The 20,281-nt window shown below is 59.3% G+C and carries 19 protein-coding genes; 11 read left to right on the top strand and 8 right to left on the bottom strand.

The annotated features are described in order from the left end of the window. From PMI26_RS24905 to dksA, 4 genes are all read right to left on the bottom strand, one after another. Window positions 1-2,955, bottom strand: a complete 2,955-nt coding sequence (locus PMI26_RS24905; RefSeq protein WP_007971103.1) for a sensor histidine kinase — start codon at window positions 2,953-2,955, stop codon at window positions 1-3. Further along, on the bottom strand, window positions 2,939-3,115 hold the full coding sequence (locus tag PMI26_RS31180; protein WP_003176118.1) for a hypothetical protein: 177 nt from the start codon (window positions 3,113-3,115) through the stop codon (window positions 2,939-2,941). Before PMI26_RS31180 ends, PMI26_RS24905 begins: the two co-directional genes overlap by 17 nt. Before the next feature lie 77 nt (window positions 3,116-3,192). Continuing rightward, the gene (gluQRS, locus tag PMI26_RS24915) at window positions 3,193-4,086 is read right to left on the bottom strand and encodes a tRNA glutamyl-Q(34) synthetase GluQRS (RefSeq protein WP_007971102.1); all 894 of its coding nucleotides are present in this window, start codon (window positions 4,084-4,086) and stop codon (window positions 3,193-3,195) included. A gap of 200 nt (window positions 4,087-4,286) precedes the next feature. Further along, on the bottom strand, window positions 4,287-4,727 hold the full coding sequence (gene dksA / locus PMI26_RS24920) for an RNA polymerase-binding protein DksA (protein ID WP_007971100.1): 441 nt from the start codon (window positions 4,725-4,727) through the stop codon (window positions 4,287-4,289). Between the two features lie 335 nt (window positions 4,728-5,062). On the opposite strand from dksA, the gene PMI26_RS24925 reads away from it, so the two are divergent. Together PMI26_RS24925 and sfsA are read left to right on the top strand one after the other, a co-directional pair. After that, window positions 5,063-6,235, top strand: coding sequence for a pyridoxal phosphate-dependent aminotransferase (locus tag PMI26_RS24925; RefSeq protein WP_007971098.1), 1,173 nt, complete (start codon window positions 5,063-5,065; stop codon window positions 6,233-6,235). Continuing rightward, window positions 6,235-6,948 (top strand): DNA/RNA nuclease SfsA, encoded by a 714-nt coding sequence (gene sfsA / locus PMI26_RS24930; protein WP_007971096.1) that lies wholly within the window; start codon window positions 6,235-6,237, stop codon window positions 6,946-6,948. Before PMI26_RS24925 ends, sfsA begins: the two co-directional genes overlap by 1 nt. Here the strand turns inward: sfsA and PMI26_RS24935 are convergent. From PMI26_RS24935 to PMI26_RS24950, 4 genes are all read right to left on the bottom strand, one after another. After that, window positions 6,945-7,262, bottom strand: a complete 318-nt coding sequence (locus PMI26_RS24935) for a Rieske (2Fe-2S) protein (RefSeq protein ID WP_007971095.1) — start codon at window positions 7,260-7,262, stop codon at window positions 6,945-6,947. The genes sfsA and PMI26_RS24935 overlap by 4 nt on opposite strands. Window positions 7,263-7,730: 468 nt before the next feature. Then, entirely contained in the window at window positions 7,731-8,003 is a 273-nt protein-coding gene (locus PMI26_RS24940; protein ID WP_007971093.1) for a TfoX/Sxy family protein, read from the bottom strand. Between the two features lie 248 nt (window positions 8,004-8,251). After that, on the bottom strand, window positions 8,252-8,596 hold the full coding sequence (locus PMI26_RS24945) for a pentapeptide repeat-containing protein (protein WP_007971092.1): 345 nt from the start codon (window positions 8,594-8,596) through the stop codon (window positions 8,252-8,254). Between the two features lie 90 nt (window positions 8,597-8,686). Further along, window positions 8,687-10,243, bottom strand: a complete 1,557-nt coding sequence (locus PMI26_RS24950) for a bifunctional aminoglycoside phosphotransferase/ATP-binding protein (RefSeq protein ID WP_007971091.1) — start codon at window positions 10,241-10,243, stop codon at window positions 8,687-8,689. Between the two features lie 115 nt (window positions 10,244-10,358). Between PMI26_RS24950 and mrcB the strand changes: the two genes are divergently transcribed. From mrcB to msrQ, 9 genes are all read left to right on the top strand, one after another. Continuing rightward, window positions 10,359-12,677 carry a penicillin-binding protein 1B gene (mrcB, locus tag PMI26_RS24955; protein WP_007971090.1) on the top strand — a complete coding sequence of 773 codons (2,319 nt, stop codon included), beginning with the start codon at window positions 10,359-10,361 and terminating at the stop codon, window positions 12,675-12,677. A 16-nt stretch (window positions 12,678-12,693) separates the two neighbouring features. After that, window positions 12,694-13,431, top strand: coding sequence for a tetratricopeptide repeat protein (locus PMI26_RS24960; RefSeq protein WP_007971089.1), 738 nt, complete (start codon window positions 12,694-12,696; stop codon window positions 13,429-13,431). After that, window positions 13,431-13,766 (top strand): YqcC family protein, encoded by a 336-nt coding sequence (locus PMI26_RS24965; protein WP_007971088.1) that lies wholly within the window; start codon window positions 13,431-13,433, stop codon window positions 13,764-13,766. The genes PMI26_RS24960 and PMI26_RS24965 overlap by 1 nt, the downstream gene beginning before the upstream one ends. Before the next feature lie 483 nt (window positions 13,767-14,249). Continuing rightward, window positions 14,250-15,974, top strand: coding sequence for an acetolactate synthase 3 large subunit (locus PMI26_RS24970; RefSeq protein WP_007971087.1), 1,725 nt, complete (start codon window positions 14,250-14,252; stop codon window positions 15,972-15,974). A 2-nt stretch (window positions 15,975-15,976) separates the two neighbouring features. Continuing rightward, window positions 15,977-16,468, top strand: a complete 492-nt coding sequence (gene ilvN, locus PMI26_RS24975) for an acetolactate synthase small subunit (protein ID WP_003176102.1) — start codon at window positions 15,977-15,979, stop codon at window positions 16,466-16,468. Between the two features lie 45 nt (window positions 16,469-16,513). Then, complete coding sequence (gene ilvC, locus PMI26_RS24980) at window positions 16,514-17,530, top strand: ketol-acid reductoisomerase (protein WP_003228216.1); 1,017 nt, start codon at window positions 16,514-16,516, stop codon at window positions 17,528-17,530. 144 nt (window positions 17,531-17,674) lie between these two features. Continuing rightward, window positions 17,675-18,529, top strand: coding sequence for a CDP-diacylglycerol--serine O-phosphatidyltransferase (pssA, locus tag PMI26_RS24985; protein WP_007971084.1), 855 nt, complete (start codon window positions 17,675-17,677; stop codon window positions 18,527-18,529). 58 nt (window positions 18,530-18,587) lie between these two features. After that, complete coding sequence (gene msrP, locus PMI26_RS24990) at window positions 18,588-19,601, top strand: protein-methionine-sulfoxide reductase catalytic subunit MsrP (RefSeq protein WP_007971083.1); 1,014 nt, start codon at window positions 18,588-18,590, stop codon at window positions 19,599-19,601. After that, window positions 19,601-20,215, top strand: coding sequence for a protein-methionine-sulfoxide reductase heme-binding subunit MsrQ (gene msrQ, locus PMI26_RS24995; RefSeq protein WP_007971082.1), 615 nt, complete (start codon window positions 19,601-19,603; stop codon window positions 20,213-20,215). Before msrP ends, msrQ begins: the two co-directional genes overlap by 1 nt. Window positions 20,216-20,281 lie beyond the last annotated feature (66 nt).

Raw genomic sequence — 20,281 nt, 5'->3', positions numbered from 1 at the left:
TCAGTTCACAGCGGACGTCGCTTCGACATGACGCGGCAAGGTAACCCTGATTCGGGTGCCGCGTTGGCTTTGAACATCAGCCGGGCTGTCGATGGTGATTTGTCCATAATGCTCTTCAACGATGGAATAGACCAGTGCAAGGCCCAGACCGGTGCCTTCGCCAGGGTCCTTGGTGGTGAAGAAAGGTTCGAACAATCGGTCCATGATGCTCGACGGAATACCGCTGCCTTCGTCCTCCACGATCAGATCGACCGTGTGTTCGCCGGCTTCACTCTTGACCCGCACCGCACTGCCGGGAGGCGATGCGTCACGGGCGTTTGAGAGCAGGTTGATCAACACCTGGGCCAGCCGTTGCGGGTCGCCTTCGACCCAGTGCTCGGGGTCGCACAGGTTGTAGAACTGCACTTCGAAATTGCGTCGGTTCAGCGCCAGCAGGCCGATGGCATCCTGGGCCACTTCGGCCAGACAGACGGGCTCGTCGCTGTGCTGATGACTGCCAGCATGGGCAAAGCTCATCAGCGACTGGACAATGCGCGACACGCGCTTTGTCTGCTCGAGAATCTGGCCGCTGATCTCCTTCAGCTCGCCGTCTTCCTCGCGTTCTTCGCGCAGGTTCTGCGCCAGGCACGCGATACCGGTGATCGGGTTGCCGATTTCATGGGCCACGCCGGCCGCCAGGCGACCGATGCTCGCCAGGCGCTCGGAGTGCACCAGTTTGTCCTCGAGCATCTGGGTTTCGGTCAGGTCTTCCACCAGCAACACCAGGCCACTGTTACCCGGTGCCAGGGGTTCGTCGATGGCCGCTTTGTGCAGGTTCAGCCAGCGTGTCTGGCCGTCGAGGGCCAGGTGCTGCTTGTGCAGGTGCTCGTCCGGCAGATTGATGAAACCTTGCAGCAGTTCTTTCCACGGGTCGGCAATGGTGCTCAGGCGTGAACCGACCACGCGCTGCGCAGCGATGCCGGTCAGCTCCTCCATGGCCTTGTTCCACATGAGGATTTCCTGATCCTTGGCCAGCGAGCAAACGCCCATCGGCAATTCCTGCAGGGTCTGGCGGTGATAGCGGCGCAGGGCATCGAGTTCGGCGGCCAGGCCGGTCAGGCGCGAGTGGTAGTCCTCGAGACGGCTTTCGATGAAGTGAATGTCTTCGGTCACGTAGTTTTCGCCACCTGCCTTGTAGGGCAGGAACGTCTCGACCATGTCCTGGGCCACGCTCGGCCCCATCAGGCCGGAGAGGTTGGCTTCGATGCGGTCACGCAAGCGACGCAGGGCATAGGGTCGGCGTTCGTCGAATGGCAGATAAAGGTCGCGCAGTGCCTGTTCCACTTCTTTCTGCGCCGCTTTTGCACCCAATGGTTTTGCAAGCTGCGTGGCGAACTCCTGGGGCGACGCGGCGTGCAGTTCGCGGCGTTGCGGGCGGCGCACGTTATCCACGGCGCAGGCTTCGGCAGCGCTGGCCTCTTCGGTGCTGGCGTTGGTGAACAGCGAGATCAGGGTGAACATCAGTACGTTGGCGGCCAGCGAGGCAATCGCCGCCATGTGCCAACTGGTGTCGTCCAGCACGTAGATCATGTTCAGCAGCGGAATGTAGAAGCCCTGAAGGTTACCGACCAACGGTAACAACATGGTCACCAGCCACACCAGTATCCCCGCCAGCAAGCCGGCGATGAAGCCGCGACGGTTGGCGGTCGGCCAGTACAGGACCGAGAGCACGCCCGGCAGGAACTGCAACGTGGCGACGAACGCGACGATGCCCAGGTTGGCCAGGTCCTGTTCGGCGCCGAGCATCAGGTAGAAGCCGTAGCCAGCCATGATGATCGCGACAATCAGGGCCCGGCGGGTCCACTTCAGCCAGCGGTAGATATTGCCTTCGGCCGGCGGCTGATAAAGCGGCAGCACCAGGTGGTTCAAGGCCATCCCGGACAGCGCCAGCGTGGTGACGATGATCAGGCCGCTGGCAGCGGACAGCCCGCCGACATAGGCCAGCAGCGCCAGCGCCTTGCTGTTGGCGGCGATGCCGATGCCCAGGGTGAAGTATTCCGGATTGGTGGTGGCGCCCAGCTTCAGGCCGGCCCAGAGAATCAGCGGCACCGCCAGGCTCATCAGCAGCAGGAACAGCGGCAGGCCCCAGCTCGCACTGACCAGCGAACGCGGGTTGAGGTTCTCGGTGAAGGTCATGTGATACATGTGCGGCATCACGATGGCAGAGGCGAAGAACACCAGCAACAGGGTGCGCCACGGGCCTTCCTGCAAAGGCGTGTGCAGGGCCGCGAGCGCGGTCTGGTTTTGCAGCAGCCACAATTCAAGCTGTTGCGGGCCGTCGAACACGCCGTAGAGCGCATACAAACCGACACCGCCGAGGGCGATCAGCTTGATCACCGACTCGAAGGCAATCGCGAACACCAGGCCTTCATGCTTTTCCCGGGTGGCGATGTGGCGGGAGCCGAAGAAAATCGTGAACAGCGTAATCAGTGCACAGAAACTCAGGGCCACGCGATTTTGTACGGGCTCGCGGGTGAGGATGCCGATGGAGTCGGCGACCGCCTGAATCTGCAGGGCCAGCAACGGCAATACGCCGACCAGCATGAAAATCGTGGTCAGTGCTCCGGCCCAGGTGCTGCGGAAGCGGAAGGCGAACAGGTCCGCCAGGGACGACAGTTGATAAGTGCGGGTGATCTTCAGGATCGGATAAAGCAACACCGGCGCCAGCAGAAAGGCCCCGGAAACGCCCAAGTAGCTGGACAGAAAGCCGTAGCCGTACTGGTAGGCCAGGCCCACCGTGCCGTAAAACGCCCAGGCACTGGCATAGACGCCCAGTGACAGGGTGTAGGTCAGCGGGTGGCGAATGATCGCCCGGGGAATCATGCCCCGTTCGCTGATCCAGGCCACACCGAACAGCACCGCCAGGTACGCGGCGCTGATCAGGATCATCTGGGTCAGGCTAAAGCTCATCGGCATCTTTTTGGCTCTGCAGGATGAAGGTCACGACGATCAGAATCAGCCAGAGCAGATAAGGGCGATACCAGGCGCCAGTGGCGTCGATCCACCAATCCATGATGGCCGGGGAAAACAGGTAAATGCCCACTACCAAAAGCAGGACCAAGCGATAGATGTACATCCCGGCCTCTCTTTTTTATGTGCGTGCCCGAAAACGTGCGGCGATGGTAACGGATGGGCGCGCCACTGCAAGTGCGATCACAGCAGCTGTGCCTCGGGCAGGCTCAGTGTGCGCGGGATCAGCGAGGCATCCCAGTGGGCAATGCCCCAGTTCAGCACTTCCCGTGGCGTGGCGTAAACCAGTTCGGTTCCCGGGTTCTGTCCCAGCGCGCGCAGCGCCCGCAATAACAGGGGCGTTGCCTGATCCTCGGTTAACGGCGGCGAACGATAGGACTTACCGAGTTTATGGCCATCAGGCTGAGTAATCAGCGGGATATGCAGATAACGCGGTTGCGGCAGGCCCAGCAGTTCTTGCAGGTACAGCTGGCGGGGCGTGGAGTCCAGCAGGTCGGCACCCCGAACGATATCGGTGATGCCCTGCCAGGCATCGTCCAGGACCACGGCCAGTTGATAGGCGTAGAGCCCGTCGCGACGGCGGATCACGAAATCGCCGACTTCCCGGCCCAGGTGCTGGCGGTACTCGCCCTGCACCCGGTCGAGGAAGTGGTACTCCAGCTCCGGTACGCGCAGGCGGATGGCGGCATCATCGGGGCCATGGCCGGCATTGCGGCACAGCCCCGGATAAATCCCGTGATACGGTTCCAGCTGTTTGCGCGAACAGGTGCAGGCGTAGGCCAGGCCGTGATTGAACAGGCGATTGAGCACCTCGGCGTAGGCGTCGTGCCGCTCGCTTTGGCGAACCAGGTCGCCATCCCACTCGAAGCCATAGCTTTCCAGGGCCTTGAGAATGGCCGCCTGGGCGCCGGGTTCCTCGCGGGGCGGATCAAGGTCTTCCATGCGCATCAGCCAGCGTCCGCCCACCGAGCGCGCGTCAAGGTAGGAGGCCAGTGCGGCGACCAACGAGCCGAAGTGCAGATGACCACTGGGGGTGGGGGCAAAGCGCCCGATGTAAGTGGGGGAGGTGGCGGTCATGAATGCAATGTCACTGTTTCGGGCTTGCGCCAGGTACCTGTGGGAGCGAGCCTGCTCGCGAAAGCGGTGTATCAGCCAGCATCAATGTCGAAGTTGATGGCCCCTTCGCGAGCAGGCTCGCTCCCACAGTGTTTTGCCGAGGTGAATCCTGGAAACAAAAACGGAGCGTTCGCACGCTCCGTTCTTCGTTCAAGTCGCAATTATTTGCCGACTTGCTTTTCCTTGATTTCCGCCAGGGTCTTGCAGTCGATGCACAGGTCGGCGGTAGGACGCGCTTCGAGGCGCTTGACGCCGATCTCGATGCCGCAGGATTCACACCAGCCGTACTCTTCGTCTTCGATCAGCTGAAGGGTCTTGTCGATCTTCTTGATCAACTTGCGTTCACGATCGCGGGCACGCAGTTCGAGGGCGAATTCCTCTTCCTGGCTGGCACGGTCGGCCGGATCAGGAAAGTTGGCCGCTTCGTCCTTCATGTGGTCCACGGTCTTGTCGACACCTTCCATCAGCTCTTTTTTCCACTGATTCAGGACCTTGGTGAAGTGCTTGCGCATGGGCTCGCCCATGTACTCTTCGCCAGCTTTCTGAACATAGGGCTCGAAGCCGCTGATTGCCTGGTTTTGCTGCTTTGCTTGGGTGGACATGAAATAGACCGCCTCTACTCTTGTAATCCATCTGCGCAGGATTGCTCCATCACCGACACCTGCCGGCCCTGCGGCTGCAAGCGGGCGAACTTACCAGATCAACTCGGGCCGCGCTACTCCCGGATGTCGAGCTTGCGGCTGATGGTGCTTGCCAATGATGACAAACCGTTGTCTGGCGGCTCCGGAACCCTGCTCAACTATTGATTTTAGTCAAACCTTGCGCACTCGCTTGAATCGTTTGTGGTCAAGGTTATAAGCCCTCTGACCGCTTTAGGTTCTCGCTCGTTCCTGTGCTTGGGTAGAATCGGTTTTTTCCCCCTGTTGAAGGAAGGCCAATGGCTCAGCCCTACAGTGCCCGCAGTCGCGCGATCGAACCTTTCCATGTCATGGCGCTGTTGGCGCGAGCCAATGAATTGCAGGCTGCCGGCCACGATGTGATCCACCTGGAAATCGGCGAGCCGGACTTCACTACCGCCGAGCCGATCATCCAGGCCGGCCAGGCTGCGCTGACAGCGGGGAAGACCCGTTACACCGCCGCGCGCGGCATTCCGGAACTGCGTGAGGCCATTTCGGGCTTTTATCAGCAGCGTTATGGCTTGAACATCGACCCTCGACGCATCCTCATCACACCCGGCGGGTCCGGCGCGTTGCTGCTGGCCAGTGCTTTGCTGGTAGACCCCGGCAAGCACTGGCTGCTGGCGGACCCAGGCTACCCCTGTAACCGGCACTTCCTGCGACTGGTCGAAGGCGCGGCGCAATTGGTGCCGGTCGGTCCGGAGGTGCGTTATCAATTGACGCCTGGCCTGATCGAGCGTCATTGGGATCACGACAGCGTGGGCGCATTGGTGGCGTCGCCGGCCAATCCGACCGGCACGATCCTGACCCGCGATGAGCTGGCGAAGCTGTCTGTCGCGATCAAGGAGCGCCACGGTCATCTGGTGGTCGACGAGATCTATCACGGCCTGACCTACGGCACCGATGCGGCCAGCGTGCTGGAAGTCGACGACAGTGCCTTCGTGCTGAACAGTTTTTCGAAGTACTTCGGGATGACCGGTTGGCGGTTGGGATGGCTGGTGGCCCCGGACGCTGCCGTCGGTGAGCTGGAAAAGCTCGCCCAGAATCTCTACATCAGTGCTCCCAGCATGGCGCAGCACGCCGCGCTCGCCTGTTTCGAGCCGGCAACCATCAGCATTCTCGAAGAGCGTCGCGCCGAATTTGGCCGGCGTCGGGATTACCTGCTGCCGGCCTTGCGTGAATTGGGCTTCGGCATTGCCGTGGAACCGGAAGGGGCATTCTACTTGTACGCCGATATCAGCAAGTTCGGCGGCGATGCCTTCGCGTTCTGTAAACATTTTCTCGAGACCGAGCATGTGGCATTCACCCCGGGGCTGGATTTCGGGCGTTATCAGGCCGGGCATCATGTACGGTTCGCCTACACGCAAAATCTCGAGCGTTTGCAGGAAGCGGTCGAGCGTATTGCCCGTGGGCTGCGGAGCTGGCAAGGCTGATGCGATTTAATCCCCCCCTCGAAGAAGGTCGCCTGATTCGACGCTACAAGCGTTTTCTCACCGATATCGAAACCGTTGACGGCGAGTTGCTGACCATTCACTGCCCGAATACAGGTTCGATGCTCAATTGTCAGGTCGAAGGCGGGCAGGTCTGGTTCAGTCGCTCCAACGACCCGAAACGCAAGTTGCCCGGCACTTGGGAGATCGGCGAAACCCCGCAAGGTCGGTTGTTTTGTGTGAACACCGCCCGCGCCAATGGTTTGGTTGAAGAGGCGCTGCGAGGAGGTGTCATCACGGAATTGAACGGCTTTACCGGGCTCAAGCGCGAAGTGGCTTATGGTCAGGAAAACAGTCGTATCGATTTCCGGCTCGATTACCCCGAAGGGCCTGCCTACATCGAGGTCAAAAGCGTGACCCTGGGTTTCGACGGTACGGCGGTGGCGGCGTTTCCCGATGCGGTCACCCAGCGTGGCGCCAAGCATCTGCGGGAGCTGGCCCACTTGGCCAGGGACGGTATTCGCGCAGTGCAGTTGTACTGTGTTTGCCTGACCGGCATCGAGGCCGTGCGTCCGGCGCAGGAAATCGATGCGGCTTATGCGCAGGCCTTGCGTGAGGCTATTGAGTGTGGGGTCGAGGTGCTGGCTTACGCTGTGAGCTTGAATCACCAGGAAATGCTGGTCGACCGGCGTCTGGACGTGTTACCGGGCGGCTAAAGGCTGATCCAGACCCCTTGTTCATCCTCGCGGCAGGCCACTCTGGTCAAGGCTTGCCCCGCGCAAGGGCCGGCGACGCATTCACCGTCTTCGATCAGGAACAGTGCGCCATGGGTGGCGCACTGGATCAGGCTGTTGCTGGAGTCGAGAAACTGGTCAGGATGCCACTCCAAAGAGACGCCCCGGTGCGGGCAGCGATTGATGTAGACATGAACCTGGCCGCTGCGGCGCACCGCAAAAAGCTTTTGGCCGTCAATGTCGAAACCGCGACTGCTGTCATTGACCAGTTCGGCACCTGCACAAAGCAACTTCATCTCTATCCTCAGTCCCGCAGCTCGTGACCGGATAGGTCCGGGCTTGACGGTTAAATGCGATCAATTGGCCGTCTTGCCCGCCGGGGACAAGTGCCTATCGTCGAGGATACTTGGCCTGGCCATTCGATGCCCGGGAAACTGAGATGCTTCTGACCACCCGCGTTTTGGTATTCGGCATGGCACATGCCATCGCCAGATCCCGCCAGTGCTTTTCCACAGGCAAAAAAAGACCCGGCAAGAGCCGGGTCAAATAACCGTGATTAGCCTGATGAGGAGATAATCTGAGAGTCCGAACCAAGGGCTTTTCAGAATATCGACCAGTCTCGCGACCAGTTGTGATAATCATATCGATTCTCATTACCGAGTCAACCGCTGTTTTTTGATTTCTTGGCGATTCACCAAATTTACTTCTGCAGGCCCCGTAATCATTGGGTTTCAGGTTGCAAAACTTCGGAAATATTTGTCGGATCAGTTCTTGTGGCGTGAAGAAATGGCTTCCAGTTGTTTGTTCAACGCTTCCTTGCGCTCGGCAGGGATGTCATTCCAGTGAACGTCCATCAGGGCACCTTCAATCGCGTACAACAACACCTTGGACGCCCGAAAACCGCGCGTACGCACGGCCCGATAAGCATCCACCGCCCCGAGGCGACGCAAGTCCGATGCGCTATGGATGCCCACGGCATGCAGCCATTGCGCTGACGTCTTGCCAAGATTCTTCAGGTGTTGCAGTTCATCATTCATCAAGCCTCCTTGCGATGGCCGAATGGAGAGCGTGGGCAATCTTCTGAGGAGTGTAGCCATCAGTAGGAAAAGCGTGATTGTTTGCTCGTTTTCGACGTAAATGCTTCTAAGAGACAAGTGTTGGCAGGGTGTAGAAGGTCGGCGAACGTGCAAGGAACAGGTAGGGAGAGAGCAATCAGGGATGGTAAGTGAATATCTCTGCAGTCCAGCGCAATGGGGGCACTGGACCTGTCAGCCGGCAACGGTGATCAGCGGGTGCGGTAGCGCAATCGCGTGCCGAAGTTCATCGACATGAGGATTTCGTCGGCACTCAGTTCCACCGGAAAGTAGGTACCGGAAATTTGCGCATGGGCCAGGCTCGCGCCTTCCAGGTTCGCTTTGCGAAAGTCGATGCCGCGCAAGTCGGCGGAGCGGAAGTAGGCGTCGCTGAAGTCCACGCCGTCGGCATTCAGTTCACGCAGGTCCAGCCCCCGGAAATCGCCACCCACCATGTCGATGGGGTCATCCTTGGGGCGTTCATTGTTGAAGCCTCTGATGTCGTCTTTGTGCAGCAGGGCATAAAGCGGAGTGTCGAGAAGTTTCGGCTGGCTCATGTCACATCACCTGTTGGTTTTATGACGCCAGTATAGTGCCACTGTTTAACAGCCGTGAGGCCAGCGAGGGCCTCACGACTGAAATAGTTTTTACAGGCCCGGCAGACGCTGGCGAATCTGTTCCACAACGGTATCCAGGGTCCCGCTTTCATTGGTCTGGACGCGTTTGCTGCAGAGGATTTCCGCGGGGGTCAGCGCCTCACGGCTGGCTTGCTGGGCTTCGATCACGGCCAGAGTGGCGTCGGACGGGTCCTTCTTGTCGGCCTGGCGTACGGCCAGCCAGCTTTCGATCACGGCCTGTGGTGCGTTGCAATCGAGGATCAGGAAGGGTGCACCCGTGGCCTCGGCCACCTTCGCCGCACTGTCACGCTGCTCGCGCTTGAGGTAAGTGGCGTCGACCACCACCGGGAAGCCCGCACGCAGAATGACGTCGGCGATTTCGTGCAGGCGGGCATAGGTCGCCGCGCTGGCGTCGGCACTATAGATGCCGGCCTGTACATCATTCTCGACGGTTTGCTCGCCGAACAGGCGCTTGCGCTCGACATCGGAGCGCAGGCGAATCGCGCCCAGGGCTTCGACCAGGCGCATGGCGACATGGCTTTTGCCGACGGCGGAAACACCGTGGGTAATGGCCATGAAGCGCGAAGGAATGGTGCTGTAGCTTTCCGCGAGGTTGGCGTAGTTGCGGTACTGGCGCAGGGTCGTGGCGCGCTGCACCGCAGTGGCGTCAGCCGGCATGCTGAACAGGGCGACCTTGGCGCGAACCAGGGCACGGTAGGCTTTATAGAAGTTCAGCAGCTCGAGTCCGCGATAGTCGCCGGTCAGCTCCAGGTACTGGCTGATGAAACGACGCGCGAGGCACTTCAGGCCGCGATCTTCCAGGTCCATCGCCAGGAAGCCGGTGTCAGCATAAACGTCGGTAAAACGGAACGGCTCGTTGAATTCGATGCAGTCGAAGATCACGACCTTGCCGTCGATCACGGTTGCGTTACCCAAGTGGATGTCGCCGTGGCATTCACGAATGAAGCCTTCGGCCTTGCGCTGGGCGAGCAGTGGTTTGAGGCGCTCGAAGCTGCTTTCGGCCCAGGCTTGCAGGGCGTCGAGTTGCAACAGGTCGGCTTTATCGCTGAGGAATGGGCGGATCTGCTCGAAGTTCTGCCGTACCGGCGCCATGACGCTGTCCGGGGTACCGGCTTCGTGCCCGGCCGGCACTTTGGGGGCGTTGAGGTGGAAGCGGGCGATTTGCTCGGCCATCTCGTCGATGTGCGCGGTGGTCAATTCGCCATTGGCTTGCAGGGTGCTCAACAGTCCGCTTTGCGGGAACTGGCGCATCTTCAGCAGATATTCGATGGCTGGCCCTTCGCCGCCCAATTGCGGAGCCTCGGCGCTGCCGGTAACGGGCAGCACTTCCAGGTACAAGTCGTCGGTCAGGCGCTGGTTCAGGCGCAGTTCTTCAGCGCAAAAATGTTCGCGAGCTTCAAGGCCGGTAAAGTCGAGAAAACCGAAGTTGACCGGTTTCTTCACTTTATAAGCGAAGGGGCCGGTGAGAATGACCCAGGAGATATGGGTTTCGATGACCTGGAATCCTTCTACCGGGTGCGGGTAGAGGGCAGGGTTTTGCAGGGCAGCGATCAAGGTCTGGCTCACAGGCGATCCTTCAGAGTCTGGAAAATCAAGGCCGTCATTATGGCTGCAAGTCCGCTTGACGCAAACCTCGGAGCGCTCCTGTTGAGTATGAATAAAGTGCGTATAATCCGCCGCCATGACTCGTACTCGAACTCCCCGTACCCCAAAAAAACCACCCTCCAGGGGCCTGCGCCCGTGGCTGGGCTGGGCCATTAAACTCAGTCTGGTCGGCCTGGTAGTGCTGGCCGGATTCGCCGTTTACCTTGATGCAATCGTCCAGGAGAAGTTCTCCGGCAAGCGCTGGACGATTCCGGCCAAGGTTTACGCACGTCCGCTCGAGCTGTTCGTCGGACAAAAGCTGAGCAGGGATGATTTCCTGACCGAGCTCGATGCCCTGGGCTATCGCCGTGAAAGCGTGGCCAACGGTCCGGGCGCGGCGTCGGTCAACGGCAATGCCGTTGACCTGAATACCCGTGGCTTCCAGTTCTATGAAGGCATGGAGCAGGCGCAACCGGTGCGGGTGCGTTTCTCCGGTGATTACGTGGCCGAGTTGGCGGGGGCAAAAGGCTCGAAACTGTCGGTGGTGCGCCTGGAGCCGCTGTTGATCGGTGGCCTGTACCCGAAAAACCTCGAAGACCGGATTCTGATCAAGATCGATCAGGTGCCGCCGTATCTGCTGGAAACGCTGGTGGCTGTCGAGGACCGCGATTTTTATCATCACTTCGGTGTTTCGCCGAAGTCGATCGCCCGAGCGATCTGGGTCAACGGTTCATCCGGCCGCATGCGTCAGGGCGGCAGTACCCTGACTCAGCAGTTGGTCAAGAACTTCTACCTGACCAACGAGCGCAGTCTGAGCCGCAAGCTCACCGAAGCGATGATGGCGCTGCTGCTTGAACTGCATTACGACAAACGCGAAATCCTTGAGGCTTACCTCAACGAAGTATTTATCGGGCAGGACGGTCAGCGCGCGGTGCACGGTTTCGGTCTGGCCAGCCAGTTCTTCTTCAGTCAGCCGCTGGCCGAACTCAAGCTGCATCAAGTCGCACTGCTGGTGGGGATGGTCAAAGGACCGTCTTCCTACAACCCGCGTCGTTATCCGGAACGTGCCCTTGAGCGGCGCAACCTGGTACTCGATGTGCTGCAGGAGCAGGGCGTCGCGACTGCCGAACAGGTTGAGGCGGCGAAGAAAATGCCGCTGGGCGTGACCAAGCGCGGCAGTCTGGCGGACAGCTCGTTCCCCGGCTTCCTCGATCTGGTCAAGCGCCAGTTGCGCGAAGACTATCGCGACGAAGACTTGACCGAGGAAGGCCTGCGCATCTTCACCAGTTTCGACCCGATCCTGCAGATGAAGGCTGAAGCCTCGGTCAACGACACCTTCAAGCGCCTGGCCGGGCGCAAGGGTTCCGATGACGTCGAGGCGGCCATGGTCGTGACCAACCCGGAGACCGGCGAAGTACAGGCCATGATCGGCAGTCGCCAGGCCAGTTTTGCCGGGTTCAACCGGGCGCTGGATGCTGTGCGGCCGATCGGCTCGTTGATCAAGCCGGCGGTGTACCTGACCGCGCTGGAGAAGCCGAGCCAGTACACGTTGACCAGCTGGCTGTCGGACGAGTCCTTCTCGGTCAAGGGCGCCGACGGCCAGGTCTGGAAGCCGCAGAACTATGATCGTCGTTCTCACGGTACCGTCTTCCTCTATCAGGGGTTGGCGCATTCCTACAACCTGTCGACCGCGCGCCTCGGCCTGGCGGTCGGTGTGCCGAACGTCCTGAAGACGGTGGAACGCCTGGGGGTGTCTCGTGAATTCCCGGCCTTCCCCTCGATGTTGCTCGGCGCTGGCGGGATGACGCCCATCGAAGTGGCGACCATGTACCAGACCCTCGCCAACGGTGGCTTCAATACGCCGATGCGCGGGATTCGCAGCGTGCTGACTGCCGAAGGCGAGCCGCTCAAGCGTTATCCGTTCCAGATTCAGCAGCGTTTCGATCCGGCCTCCATTTATCTGATCCAGAGCGCCATGCAGCGCGTGATGCGAGAAGGTACCGGCAGCTCGGTTTACAACGTGTTGCCAAGAACGCTGAACCTCGCAGGTAAAACCGGCACCAGTAACGACTCGCGAGACAGTTGGTTTGCCGGTTTCAGCCAGGACTTGCTGGCGGTGGTCTGGCTGGGGCGCGATGACAACGGCAAGACGCCATTCACGGGCGCTACCGGGGCCTTGCAGGTCTGGACCAGCTTCATGCGCAAGGCCGACCCGTTGCCGCTGGACATGCCGCAGCCGGATAATATCGTTCAGGCCTGGGTGGATTCGCGAACCGGACAAGGTTCCGACGCCGGTTGCCCCGGTGCCGTGCAGATGCCGTATATTCGCGGCAGCGAACCGCCTCCCGGTGCCGCTTGCGGTGGTGAAAGCCCTGCCGAGTCGGTGATGGATTGGGTCAAGGGCTGGATGAATTAAGCAAAGAGGGTTTCAAGTGAACAAGTGGTTGATTCCAGCGGTTGCCGCCGTAGCTTTGCTCAGCGGTTGCTCTTCCGTACAACGTGGTTCGATTCCGGTTGTTGATTCCGGCACCGCGGTGTCCAACAGTGAGCGGATCTCGGCCAATGGCGGCTTCCGCCAGACGACCGTCAAGCGCCCTGTACAAGGTCAGTCGCAGACCCAGGCGATTCCCCAAGGTGACAGCGGCGTCGTGGTGATGGTGCCAGGCGCGGCAACGACTTCAACGCCAATCAGCACTACGCCTATTACCCCGGGGCCGATCACGCCGGGGCCGATTGACACGTCACCGGTACAGCCGGCGCCGGTCAATCAAGGCAGCTACAGCATGCCGTCGTCGCCAAGCGGGATTCCGTCGGCCAGCTCGGGCGGGCTCTCTGCCGACGAGCAACTGGACGGCCCGGTACTGGCTTTGCTGACCACCGCTCAGCAGCAACAGGCGAGCGGTGATCTCAACGGTGCCTCTTCCAGCCTTGAACGCGCCCAGCGCGTTGCTCCGCGTGAACCGCAGGTGCTGTACCGTCTGGCGCAGGTGCGGATGGCTCAAGGCGATGCGGCCCAGGCCGAGCAGTTCGCTCGCCGTGGGCTGACGTTGGCCAATGGGCGTCCGGCCCTTCAGGCCAACTTGTGGGAGCTGATTGCCCAGGCACGTGAAAAGCAAGGTGACTCCCAGGGCGCGGCACTGGCGCGCCAGAAGGCCAAGGTAACGCTGTGATGGATGTGCGCTTTCTGAAAATCGCCGATCAACTGCTGTTGATCGAGCGCGAGTTGCGGGTGCAAGGCTGGTGGGATGAAGTCCCGCCATCGGCCGAAGCGCTTTCCAGTGTCGAGCCGTTTTCGGTCGATACACTGGATTTCGAGCAATGGCTGCAATGGATCTTCCTGCCGCGCATGAAGATGATCCTCGAGCAGGATTTGCCGCTACCCAATGCTTCGGGCATTCAGGAAATGGCTGAAATGGTCTTTGCCGGACGCAATGTCCAGGGCAGGGATCGGCAGTTGCAGGTATTGCTCAAGCAGTTTGATCAGTTGATCACCGCCTCTCGCTGAGCCAGAAGCTGCCAGCGTCCGCTGGCAGTTGTTCACAATCCCTCTCTATTTTGTCGGCCGCCGCAGGGTAAGTGCATGCGCGTGCCAATTTTTTGCCAAAAGTTGCGCAATCGAAGCTAACACAGGGCGGATTTACGGGTTTTTTCTTGCGTTCTCATGTGCTTAGTAGAATAAAGCTCATAGACGACTTGACTTGCGAAGGGCGAAACAGAAGAATCCAAAGTCCGCTGTACAGGGACTGCCAGAAGCAGACCCTCTCAGCAGATCATGAGGCGCATATCCGCGTCGACCTGTTACACCCGCAACGCGTTACCTCGCGCTGGGTGGGAAAGCCCCGCAACACTTGGGACGATCCCAATACTTGCTCAGTCAGTGCTGACGTAGTCGGCGACCACCGTCGCTCATGCTCTGCTGAGAAGTAAACCTATTAAGACCCGTCCCATTTTTCGTGGGCGGTATTCTGGCGTTTTAGAGGTGAGCAACGTGGAGCTTTTATCTGGCGGTGAGATGCTCGTCCGCTTTTTGCGCGACGAAGGCGTCAAATATATCTACGGGTACCCGGGTGGTGCTCTTCTTCATGTTTACGATGCCCTGTTCAAAGAACCGGAAGTGACCCACATCCTGGTTCGTCACGAGCAAGCGGCTACCCATATGGCTGACGGCTACGCCCGTGCCACCGGTAAAGCCGGTGTGGTGCTGGTGACTTCCGGGCCGGGCGCGACAAACGCCATCACCGGTATTGCCACGGCCTATATGGACTCCATTCCGATGGTGGTCATTTCCGGCCAGGTGCCGAGCACCATGGTTGGCACCGACGCATTCCAGGAAACCGACATGATCGGTATCTCCCGGCCGATCGTGAAACACAGCTTCATGATCAAGCACGCGTCGGAAATTCCGGAAGTCATGAAGAAAGCCTTCTACCTGGCGCAATCCGGTCGCCCTGGTCCGGTCGTTGTCGATATTCCGAAAGACATGACCAACCCGGCCGAGAAGTTCGAATACGTCTTCCCGAAAAAAGCCAAGCTGCGTTCCTACAGCCCGGCTGTTCGCGGTCACTCCGGTCAAATCCGCAAGGCGGCAGAAATGCTCCTGGCGGCCAAGCGTCCTGTGTTGTATTCGGGCGGCGGCGTGATCCTCGGCGGTGGTTCCGCACCACTGACCGAACTGGCGAAGATGCTCAACCTGCCAGTGACCAATACCCTGATGGGCCTCGGTGGCTACCCTGGCACCGACCGTCAGTTCATCGGCATGCTCGGCATGCACGGCAGCTACACCGCCAACCTGGCGATGCACCATGCTGACGTGATCCTCGCTGTCGGCGCGCGTTTCGACGACCGTGTCATCAACGGCGCGTCGAAGTTCTGCCCGAACGCCAAGATCATTCATATCGACATCGACCCGGCTTCGATCTCCAAGACCATCAAGGCCGACGTGCCTATCGTGGGTCCGGTCGAGAGTGTCCTGACCGAAATGGTCGCGATCCTCAAGGAAATCGGCGAGACCCCGAACAATGAGTCCGTTGCCAGCTGGTGGAAGCAAGTCGATGAGTGGCGCGGTGATCGTGGCCTGTTCCCTTATGACAAGGGCGACGGCAGCGTCATCAAGCCGCAGGCCGTGATCGAAACCCTGTGCGAAGTGACCAAGGGCGATGCCTTTGTAGCCTCCGACGTGGGACAGCACCAGATGTTCGCGGCGCAGTACTACACGTTCAACAAGCCGAACCGCTGGATCAACTCCGGTGGTCTGGGCACCATGGGCTTCGGTTTTCCGGCGGCCATGGGCATCAAGTTGAGCTTCCCGGATGACGACGTCGTTTGCGTCACTGGGGAGGGCAGTATCCAGATGAACATTCAGGAGCTGTCGACCTGCCTGCAATACGGTTTGCCGGTCAAGATCGTCATCCTGAACAACGGTGTGCTGGGCATGGTTCGCCAGTGGCAGGACATGAGCTACGGCAGTCGTCACTCTCATTCCTATATGGAATCGTTGCCTGACTTCGTCAAACTGGCAGAGGCCTACGGTCACGTTGGCGTGCGTATCACCGATTCGAAGGACTTGAAGTCGAAGATGGAAGAGGCGTTCGCCATGAAAGATCGCCTGGTGGTGATCGACATTTCGGTCGACACCAGCGAGCACGTCTACCCGATGCAGATCAAAGACGGCTCCATGCGCGATATGTGGCTGAGCAAGACGGAGCGTACTTAATCATGCGGCACATTATTTCCTTGCTTCTGGAAAACGAACCCGGCGCTCTGTCTCGCGTGGTTGGCCTGTTCTCGCAGCGCAACTACAACATCGAAAGCCTGACCGTGGCCCCAACCGAAGACCCGACCCTGTCGCGTCTGACGCTGACCACTGTCGGTCACGATGAAGTCATCGAGCAGATCACCAAGAACCTGAACAAGCTGATCGAAGTGGTAAAACTGGTCGACCTGTCGGAAAGTGCTCACATCGAGCGCGAACTGATGTTGGTCAAGGTCAAGGCCACCGGCGCCCAGCGCGCCGAGATCAAGCGCACTACCGATATTTACCGTGGGCAGATCGTAGATGTCAGCGCCAGCGTGTATACCGTTCAACTGACCGGTACCAGCGACAAGCTCGACAGCTTCATTCAGTCCATCGGCACCGCCTCGATTCTGGAAACCGTCCGTAGCGGCGTGACCGGCATTGCCCGCGGCGACAAAGTACTCAGCATCTAAACCAAATTAGCGAACGGCCTGAACGGCCTGATATAGGGGAAATTCATGAAAGTTTTCTACGATAAAGACTGCGACCTGTCGATCATCCAGGGCAAGAAAGTTGCCATCATCGGTTACGGTTCCCAAGGCCACGCTCAGGCGTGCAACCTGAAAGATTCCGGCGTTGACGTGACTGTAGGTCTGCGTAAAGGTTCGGCTACCGTTGCCAAGGCAGAAGCCCACGGCCTGAAAGTGACCGACGTTGCTTCGGCTGTTGCAGCGGCCGACCTGGTCATGATCCTGACCCCGGACGAGTTCCAGTCCTCCCTGTACAAGAACGAAATCGAGCCGAACATCAAGAAAGGCGCCACCCTGGCCTTCTCCCACGGCTTCGCGATCCACTACAACCAGGTTGTGCCGCGCGCTGACCTCGACGTGATCATGATCGCGCCGAAGGCTCCAGGCCACACCGTACGTTCCGAATTCGTGAAGGGCGGCGGTATCCCTGACCTGATCGCTATCTACCAGGACGCCTCGGGCAACGCCAAGAACGTTGCGCTGTCCTACGCTGCCGGCGTTGGCGGCGGTCGTACCGGCATCATCGAAACCACTTTCAAGGACGAGACCGAAACCGACCTGTTCGGCGAGCAAGCCGTTCTGTGTGGCGGTACCGTTGAACTGGTAAAAGCCGGTTTCGAAACCCTGGTTGAAGCTGGCTACGCGCCAGAAATGGCCTACTTCGAGTGCCTGCACGAACTGAAACTGATCGTTGACCTCATGTACGAAGGCGGTATCGCCAACATGAACTACTCGATCTCCAATAACGCCGAATACGGCGAGTACGTGACCGGCCCGGAAGTCATCAACGCCGAGTCCCGTCAGGCCATGCGCAACGCCCTGAAACGTATTCAGGACGGCGAATACGCCAAGATGTTCATCAGCGAAGGCGCTACCGGCTATCCTTCGATGACCGCCAAGCGTCGTAACAACGCCGCTCACGGTATCGAAATCATCGGCGAGCAACTGCGCTCCATGATGCCGTGGATCGGTGCCAACAAGATCGTCGACAAAGCCAAAAACTAAGTCACGCCCTTGTACGAAAAACGCGGCTTAGGCCGCGTTTTTTCGTTTGGGAGACCGGTTCTGGTATAAAGCTGCATCGTTTGCGGCCGAACCGTCGTCCCAGACACCTGTCCAAACTTTCCACCCCGTTGCAAGGTAATGTCCATGAGCGAACGCCCCGAAGAGCCAAACCAGGCTTCTGACGCCGAAAGCCTGCTGCCCATCGATGAACATGTCGAGGAGGGCCATGACGCTGAAGGTCGTAAAGTCCGGCATCGTGGTATCTATCTTCTGCCGAACCTGTTTACCACTGCGAACCTGTTTGCAGGGTTTTACTCCATCATCAACTCGATGAGTGCCCAGGCGGCCCTGAGTGCGGGTGACTCGGCCAATGCGAGCAAGTATTTCGCGTTTGCGGCCATCGCGATCTTCGTTGCGATGGTGCTCGATGGCCTTGATGGCCGCGTTGCCCGTATGACCAATACGCAGAGCGCCTTTGGTGCCGAGTATGACTCGCTGTCGGACATGGTTGCCTTTGGTGTCGCACCGGCATTGCTGGCCTTCGGTTGGGCACTGGGCGACATGGGCAAGGTTGGCTGGATGGTCGCCTTCATTTATGTCGCGGGTGCGGCGCTGCGTCTCGCACGTTTCAACACTCAGGTCGGTACGGCGGACAAGCGCTACTTCATCGGCCTGGCCAGCCCGGCAGCGGCGGGTGTTGTTGCAGGCATCGTCTGGGCATTCAGCGATTACGGCATTCAGGGCTCGAAGATGTCCTTCCTGGTTGCGCTGATGGTAGCTGCGGCCGGCATGCTGATGGTCAGCAACATCAAGTACAACAGCTTCAAGGAGCTGGATCTGAAAGGGCGCGTGCCGTTCGTTGCGATTCTCGCTGTGGTGCTGGTGTTTGCGGTGGTGTTCAGTGATCCGCCGCGCATCCTGTTGCTGGTGTTTCTCGCCTATGCAGCCTCCGGCCCGGTTCAATACCTGTTACGTCTTCGCCGTAACAAGAGCGCGTAATTTCCCTCATACTCCGCAGTCTATGGGTGCATCTGTCCTCCAAAGCTGCGGAGTAACCATGCTGATCAAAGTCACCAGAACGTCCGACTGCCATGAGTCGGACGTCACGCCTGAATCCCTCTATCTTTCTCGACGCAATGTGCTCGGCGCCACGGTTGCCGGCTTCGCTTTGGGCTGCCTGCCGCAGTGGGCCAGCGCTGGCGATGCTGCGCGTTACCCGGATGTCGAACCCGGCAAGGCGCCTTCCTGGTTCAGCGAAAAACTACCTGCTACCCAGTGGGGTGCGGTCAACGTCAAGGACGAGGCGATCACGCCGTTCAAGGATGCGACCCACTACAACAACTTCTACGAGTTCGGCACCGACAAGGGTGATCCGGCCGCCAATGCCGGCGCGCTGAAGACTGAGCCGTGGTCGGTGGTTGTGGACGGGGAGGTGGGCAAGCCGGGGCGGTATGCGCTGGAGGACTTCATGAAGCCGTACCAGCTTGAGGAACGCATCTACCGACTGCGTTGCGTGGAAGCCTGGTCGATGGTCATTCCCTGGATCGGCTTTCCCCTCTCGGCGTTACTCAAGGAAGTAGAGCCGACTTCCAAAGCCAGATTCATCCGTTTCGAAACCCTGCAGGATTCCAAAAGCATGCCGGGGCAGCGCTCCGGTTTTGCCTTGATCGACTGGCCCTATATAGAAGGGCTGCGTCTTGATGAGGCGATGAACCCGTTGGCGATTCTTGCGGTGGGCATGTACGGGCGTGAGTTGCCTAATCAAAACGGCGCGCCGTTGCGTTTGGTGGTGCCCTGGAAATATGGCTTCAAGAGCATCAAGTCCATTGTACGCATCAGTCTGGTCAGCGAGCAGCCGAAAACCACCTGGCAGAGTATTGCTCCGGATGAGTATGGCTTTTATGCGAACGTGAATCCCACGGTTGATCATCCTCGCTGGACTCAGGCTCGTGAGCGCCGTCTGCCGAGCGGCTTGTTCAAGCCCAATGTGCGCGATACGCAAATGTTCAACGGCTATTCAGAGGAAGTTGCCTCTCTATATACGGGGCTCGACCTGAGGAAGAACTACTGATGCGCTATCCGTTTTGGCGTATCGGTGTCTTTGTCGTGGTACTGGTGTGGCCGCTGCTGTGGTTGTATCAGGCTTGGGAGGATGCCCTCGGGCCGGATCCGGGCAAGGTACTGGTCGATCGATTGGGGCTGGGGGCGCTTGTTCTGCTGCTCGTGACTTTGGGTATGACGCCTTTGCAGAAGCTCACCGGTTGGCCGGGGTGGATTGTTGTACGGCGACAGTTGGGGTTGTGGTGTTTTGCCTATGTGGTGCTCCACCTCAGTAGCTATGCCGCATTCATTCTTGGTTTTGACTGGTCGCAATTGGGTGTCGAGTTGCGCAAGCGGCCTTACATTATTGTCGGGGCGCTGGGTTTTCTTGGTTTGCTGGCATTGGCGGTGACGTCCAATCGATACAGTCAGCGGCGATTGCGGGCGAGTTGGAAGAAGTTGCATCGTCTGGCTTACGTCATTCTCGGGCTTGGATTGCTGCATATGCTCTGGATTGTGCGTGCCGACCTCAAGGAGTGGGTGGTCTATGCATCTATAGGTGCGTTGTTGTTGGTGTTGCGGTTACCGCCCCTGGCTCGTCGAATTCCGCGTTTAACGGCTAAAAAGGCCTCTTCTGCCAAATAGGCATAAAAAGGTGTTGACGGCAGATTTCAGATGTCTATAATTCGCCCACTTCCGGCGCAGTCGAAA

The sequence above is a fragment of the Pseudomonas sp. GM33 genome (genome assembly GCF_000282295.1).
Lineage (GTDB): Bacteria > Pseudomonadota > Gammaproteobacteria > Pseudomonadales > Pseudomonadaceae > Aquipseudomonas > Aquipseudomonas laurylsulfatiphila.
Note: the sequence above shows the minus strand (reverse complement) of the source record. Positions and strands in the feature narration are given on the sequence as shown.

Bases quoted from the DNA above. Each gene is read 5' to 3' on its own strand.
- pssA (WP_007971084.1), top strand. From the start codon at position 17,675: ATGAGCGAACGCCCCGAAGAGCCAAACCAGGCTTCTGACGCCGAAAGC.
- PMI26_RS24940 (WP_007971093.1), bottom strand. From the start codon at position 8,003: ATGAATGATGAACTGCAACACCTGAAGAATCTTGGCAAGACGTCAGCG.
- PMI26_RS24905 (WP_007971103.1), bottom strand. From the start codon at position 2,955: ATGCCGATGAGCTTTAGCCTGACCCAGATGATCCTGATCAGCGCCGCG.
- PMI26_RS24965 (WP_007971088.1), top strand. From the start codon at position 13,431: ATGGATGTGCGCTTTCTGAAAATCGCCGATCAACTGCTGTTGATCGAG.
- ilvN (WP_003176102.1), top strand. From the start codon at position 15,977: ATGCGGCACATTATTTCCTTGCTTCTGGAAAACGAACCCGGCGCTCTG.
- PMI26_RS24945 (WP_007971092.1), bottom strand. From the start codon at position 8,596: ATGAGCCAGCCGAAACTTCTCGACACTCCGCTTTATGCCCTGCTGCAC.
- msrP (WP_007971083.1), top strand. From the start codon at position 18,588: ATGCTGATCAAAGTCACCAGAACGTCCGACTGCCATGAGTCGGACGTC.
- PMI26_RS31180 (WP_003176118.1), bottom strand. From the start codon at position 3,115: ATGTACATCTATCGCTTGGTCCTGCTTTTGGTAGTGGGCATTTACCTG.
- gluQRS (WP_007971102.1), bottom strand. From the start codon at position 4,086: ATGACCGCCACCTCCCCCACTTACATCGGGCGCTTTGCCCCCACCCCC.
- PMI26_RS24925 (WP_007971098.1), top strand. From the start codon at position 5,063: ATGGCTCAGCCCTACAGTGCCCGCAGTCGCGCGATCGAACCTTTCCAT.
- ilvC (WP_003228216.1), top strand. From the start codon at position 16,514: ATGAAAGTTTTCTACGATAAAGACTGCGACCTGTCGATCATCCAGGGC.
- PMI26_RS24935 (WP_007971095.1), bottom strand. From the start codon at position 7,262: ATGAAGTTGCTTTGTGCAGGTGCCGAACTGGTCAATGACAGCAGTCGC.
- mrcB (WP_007971090.1), top strand. From the start codon at position 10,359: ATGACTCGTACTCGAACTCCCCGTACCCCAAAAAAACCACCCTCCAGG.
- sfsA (WP_007971096.1), top strand. From the start codon at position 6,235: ATGCGATTTAATCCCCCCCTCGAAGAAGGTCGCCTGATTCGACGCTAC.
- dksA (WP_007971100.1), bottom strand. From the start codon at position 4,727: ATGTCCACCCAAGCAAAGCAGCAAAACCAGGCAATCAGCGGCTTCGAG.
- msrQ (WP_007971082.1), top strand. From the start codon at position 19,601: ATGCGCTATCCGTTTTGGCGTATCGGTGTCTTTGTCGTGGTACTGGTG.